4 protein-coding genes and 1 pseudogene are annotated in these 5,499 nt (G+C 29.9%); all 5 read left to right on the top strand.

Going from position 1 to position 5,499, the window contains the following annotated elements; translation table 11 throughout:
- The first annotated feature begins 431 nt into the window (after nucleotides 1-431).
- The gene (locus CN601_RS21630) at nucleotides 432-1,376 is read left to right on the top strand and encodes a nucleoside hydrolase (protein WP_098172321.1); all 945 of its coding nucleotides are present in this window, start codon (nucleotides 432-434) and stop codon (nucleotides 1,374-1,376) included.
- 720 nt (nucleotides 1,377-2,096) lie between these two features.
- The gene (locus CN601_RS21635; protein ID WP_098172322.1) at nucleotides 2,097-2,450 is read left to right on the top strand and encodes a hypothetical protein; all 354 of its coding nucleotides are present in this window, start codon (nucleotides 2,097-2,099) and stop codon (nucleotides 2,448-2,450) included.
- A gap of 185 nt (nucleotides 2,451-2,635) precedes the next feature.
- Nucleotides 2,636-3,418 (top strand): hypothetical protein, encoded by a 783-nt coding sequence (locus tag CN601_RS21640; RefSeq protein WP_098172323.1) that lies wholly within the window; start codon nucleotides 2,636-2,638, stop codon nucleotides 3,416-3,418.
- A gap of 382 nt (nucleotides 3,419-3,800) precedes the next feature.
- Nucleotides 3,801-4,904: a GerAB/ArcD/ProY family transporter gene (locus CN601_RS21645; RefSeq protein ID WP_098172324.1), complete on the top strand. Its 1,104-nt coding sequence runs from the start codon at nucleotides 3,801-3,803 to the stop codon at nucleotides 4,902-4,904.
- 14 nt (nucleotides 4,905-4,918) lie between these two features.
- A pseudogene (locus CN601_RS27690) lies at nucleotides 4,919-5,083 on the top strand (DMT family transporter); the annotation flags it as partial.
- Between the last annotated feature and the right edge of the window lie 416 nt (nucleotides 5,084-5,499).

Genomic DNA, 5,499 nt, shown 5'->3' on the forward strand with positions numbered 1-5,499 from the left:
TATATTGTTAATTTATTACCATGGTATTTAAAAAAACTATTAATGATACTACTTTTCTTGGGGTTATGTATATTTTGTTTGTGTTATTTTATTTATGAGTAACGGATTGTTTTAGGATGTTATATAAAAAAAGATTACTCAATCTTATACAACTAAAGCATGCGTTAGTTGAACGAAGTGATCGAACATTTCGTTGGTATTTTTTTGTAGTACCATGACATTGTAGTTAAATTAAATATGATAAAATATTTTTTTGAATTGTTATGAAAAAAGTTCCGAAAATCACCTTATAATAAAGTGAAGAAACATCCTGTAGTGAAAAATAGGATGTTTTTTTTATACTTTTCAAATAGAAAACAACATACCATTATATCAAAGGAATAAATAATAAAGAATTGTTCTGAAGTTTTGTTATAAAGGGAGCGAAGCCAGTGGGGAAGAAAGTGTTATTCTTCGGCGATGTTGGAATTGATGATGCAATCGCTTTGGTTTATGCACGTTTAACAGAAGATATTGATATAATTGGGATTGTGGCGGATTATGGGAACGTATCTAAAAAAGAAACAACTAGGAATGTTCGGTTTTTACTTAAAAGGTCAGGGAAAGAATATGTTAAAGTCTTTGGGGGTGCCGAGAATCCAATGACGGGAGAGATCCCAACCTATTACCTTGATATACATGGCCCGTTTGGTTTAGGTCCAATCGATCCAGGTTTAGAGTTTGAGAACTTAGAAAACTTTTGTGAAGTTATTAATTTGATTGATCAATACAAGCATGAACTAATTATTGTGAATACAGGAAGGTTAACTTCGCTAGCCACTCTGTTTATCTTATACGGAGATCTGATGAAAAGTGTGAATTCTTACTATATTATGGGTGGGGCCTTTCTATATCCTGGAAATGTTACTCCAATTGCAGAAGCGAATTTTCATGGAGATCCGATAGCGGCTAATATCGTTATGAAATATGTAAAAGATGCATATATTTTTCCATTAAATGTAACGCAAAATGCCTTAGTTACCCCTTCAATGGTCAATTATATTCATAATAAAGGGAAAACTGATCTTATAAAACCACTATTAGATTACTATTATTTTAAATTTTATCAAAAGAAGGTACCGGGCATACAGGGAAGTCCAGTTCATGATGCTGTAACTCTCATGGCAGTCATACGTAGCGATCTATTTACATTTTATCAATCTGCTGTTGTAATTGATTCAACCGATGTGGCTAGAGGTCAAAGTATTGCAGATTTTCGAGTAACAGATACTCCTGAGAAATTTGATGGGAGACCTTTACAACATATTGCAGTAGGCTTAAATTATGAAGGGTTTTATCAGGATTTTATGTCAGTTATGACTGGAGAGAAATTCTAGATTAAACTTTAACAGAAAGATGTAATATTTATTGGAATCGAATTAAGTAAAGAACCACTAAGATTTTCATAAATAAAATTCAACCAATGCATGCGATTCTTCAATAACGAAGGATCGCTTTTTTATGCAGTTAAATGGCAGTTTTGTTGTAATAGAATAGCTTTTATTGCCTAAAAGTAAGTAACTAGTTAAAAAATCCAAACCATTAGCTATTAAATTAATAAATTATATTTTAAGAAGTTTGTTTGCCATTGCTCAATAATATCACCTAAAAAAAGAGAATCCGGTTTCTCTTTTTTTATTTTAATTTATCTATTTTTTGAATTAGCTGGTGAAATTTATATTCTTGGGGTGTTAGGGATAGTATAAAGTTAGGTGATTCGAATTGTTTAGAAAGATATGGCCAACAGTAATATTATTAATAAGTACTTGTTTTGTATTATTGGAAAGGTATTCCTTTTGTTCTAAGTTTTAAATAGCAAAAGGTCTCTGTAATAGAGTCCTCGTTTTTATGTCGTTTCTACTTTCAATTAACGCATGCATTAGTTGAACAACTTTTAAGCTGCTTCGGTAGCTTTTTTCTTATTCAAGATAATGGCAGTTTAGTTGAATAAGAATGTCTGAAATTTAATGTAAAAAGGGAAAATTTCCTCAAGTTACCTCCTCCCTATTATTGGTATGATAAAAATATCATGAATCCAAACAGAAGGAGGGTTCAAATTGACCCGCAAAAAATGGCTAGTGTTTGCGTTATTTATATTATTAACATTAACTGCATGCCGTGTACTATACATCAAATTACATTCGACGCCTTCACTAGCAATTCGAACAAAATTATTTTTCACTCTTCACCCAAATAGTGCGTTGAAGTCGAAGATTTCGCTACATGTAGAAGCGAACAAAGGTTTTCAACCTTATTTACATCTCCACAACGCGAAGGCGTATCGGATTAATCATCCGATAGTAACGCCGAATCCGATGAATGATAAGACGGATTTCATCGTGTATAGGAAAGGATCTTTCTATTCAGCGGAGTATTTAGATTCCGAAATATCCGAAATCGAGGGATGGTAAGCTAAATAAAAGGGTTATTAAACAATAAACCTTATGCGACTAACGCATGCTTTAGTTTGAAAACAACAAAGGATTATCATTAATCAATCATTCTCTGTTTCACTTGTATGGAAGTTTAAATGAATTGGAAGAAGAATTTCTAAGGGAATCATGAATATTGAAATGAATAAGTTTTGGAGGTATAAGTGGGTAAACTTTATGATTATTACAAGGAAAAGTTATTAAGATTCTTTGGAGCAACACCTAAAAATATAGGATGGACTTCATATGCTACGTTAACTATTGAACCAGAATATACAGTTGACTTAGAAAATTTAAGTTTCAAAAATATAGATTGGCTAGAACTTTATGAAAATCTTGAAGTAGTTGGAGATTATGATGAGGTCAGCACGGATTTTAGAATTAGAGAATTTATATCAAGTAAAAACCATGAGCCTCACTTTTCATTAATAACAGAATTTTATTTAATGTTAGGTAATCAATTTGAAAACGGTGAAATTTCCATTTTTGTTAATAATAAGTTGGATAAAAAGCTGATATCCGAAGTTATTTTACATTTTAATAATTGTAGAGTTGTATATGAAAATGATTTACCGACTGAGGTAATATTATCTAATCCTAAAAAGGTGTCTTTAAATGAGGTTCATAAACAAGGGATAAATCCTATTATTAGCGATCTTTATGGTAATGTTAGTGAAAGTGAACCAGAATGGAGTCCATCGTTAAGTTACAAAGTAGTTCCAGAAAAAATAGAAAAATACGAAGATCAAAATTTTGATCTATTATTCGAATATCTAATTAGTGCAAAAAAAGATAAACACTTTTTATCATTTTCGTGGTTAAGTCTTGTTTTAGATGAAACTTTAATAGAATCCGTAGCGATTAGATATTTCGCTCACAAATGTAAGAATATGTATTTATGGGTAAATAGAGAGAAAAAAATAACAATGATTCAATTAGAAATTTAAGTAAGATTTTTATTTTTAAAATACTTCTGCTTCAATTAACGCATGCAATAGTTGAACAATAAGATCGGCTTTTTAGCCGGTTTTTTTATTCAACAAAATGGCAGTTTTGTGCAATAAGGATTATCCGAAAATCAATGTGGCAAAGGCTGGATTCCCTCAAGTTACAGTTAGTGGATATACAATTTTAAATTATAGATAATAACGCTGCGTATCTTAATCTAGGTAAATAGCATTATTTTTCTTTGTATATTAATGTTTCTGTATCCAGTATCGATACAGGGTATTTTTGTAATATAAATAATAATTTAGATTCTAAATGGTGAAAATAAACATATTTAAAAAAAGAAAATAGAGGAAATAAATATTAAATGAAGGTACTATCATGAATCGTAAATTAAAAGTAAGTGGTTTTCAATTATTATGTATGATTTTTATGTTTATTAATGGTACATCGCCTCCAATTGAAATCTATTCTTTAGCCAAGCAAGATGCATGGATGAGTTTATTATTAGGACTTACTGTGGGGTGTCTATTATTTCTTGTATATATAAAGTTATATTCATTTTTTCCTGATGTACCATTTACAAAATATATACAAAATATTTTAGGTAAATATGTTGGGAAACTGTTAGCACTAATCTATATATTATATTTTATTTATATAGGTGCACGAGTTTTGCGAAATTTTGAGGAGTTAATGGTTATTACTCTTTACAATGCTTCATCACAAATTTCAATTGGAATATTAATGATGATTGTTGTCATATATGCATGTCATAAAGGATTTGAAATATTTGCACGTGCAAATGAATTTATTTTTTTATTTATAATGTTTATTAGTTTTATAATTATTGGATTAGAGATTATTTCTGGCTTAATCAATATTGATAATTTAAGACCTGTATTAGAAAGTGGATGGAAACCAGTGTTAAAGGCAACTCCGATATTAATTTCAAATCCTTTTGGTGAGATATTTACATTTTCTATGATTTTGCCATATTTAAATAAACAAAAGAAAGCAGTAAATGTAGGAATAACATCATTACTATTTTCTGGGCTTATATTGACTTTATTTTCAATGTTAAATAATTCAATAATGGGTGTTTCTGAAATAGAAAGAACCATATATCCACTTCTAACAGCTGTTAGTTATATTAGTATTGCTGATTTTGTTCAAAGATTAGATACCTTTATTATAGTGATTTCGGTATGTAATTATTTCGTGAAGATTACTATATATTTCTATTGTGCGGTGTCAGGAGCAGCAGATTTATTTGGCATTAAGGAAAGTAAGCAGTTAGTTTATCCTACTTCGGTTATAATGTTAGTTTGTTCAATGTGGATGACAACGAATTATGTTGCATTACGTAATGAAGCAAGTGAAGTTGTTCCCTTTTTACTACAAATACCTCTTCAAATTATTATCCCAATTTGTTTAATACTAATAGTGCTAATAAAAAGGAAACTAAAATACCCAGCCTTATAAAAGAAAATCCCTGAATGTTCGCCCTTTTCTCCGCAATTGGTGGGTGGCCTCTGTTTTAATTGGTGAGTCTGATCCATCAGTGTTAGTTTGCTGGTTGCTTTTTTTGCTGTATTGGCGCAACGATTGCTTTAGGTTTTGGAACGAATAAACAGAATATTAAATTGCCTATACAAGGCTAACTAAGGCTTTTCTTTTGTAAATAACGCAATGCTTTATTTATATGACAATGGAAAAGATTTCCATTAAGAAAGACGAATAACTAATACCATTAATAATAATTTTTATATAATAAAGTACAGTTACATTTTTCTATTTTACCAATATCACCTATTTTTTAGGGAAACTCTTTATCCTGTGAGTTTCTCTTTTTTTATTCTTGTTGAACTAACGCATGCTTTAGTTGAACAACATGATCGGCTCTTTAGCCGATTTTTTTAGTAGAACTAAATGGCAGTTTAGTTGAACAAGGAATGAGATACTAATGTAAAAAAAGAGGGAATCAAGAGGAGTCAACATGACTATTTTAATGATTATTTTCGCTATCATTTCATTTTCAGATTTGATAATTTTTACTTTTAAAAATAAAGAGTATTAT

Source organism: Bacillus sp. AFS017336, assembly GCF_002555445.1.
Classification (GTDB): Bacteria; Bacillota; Bacilli; order Bacillales; family Bacillaceae_G; genus Gottfriedia.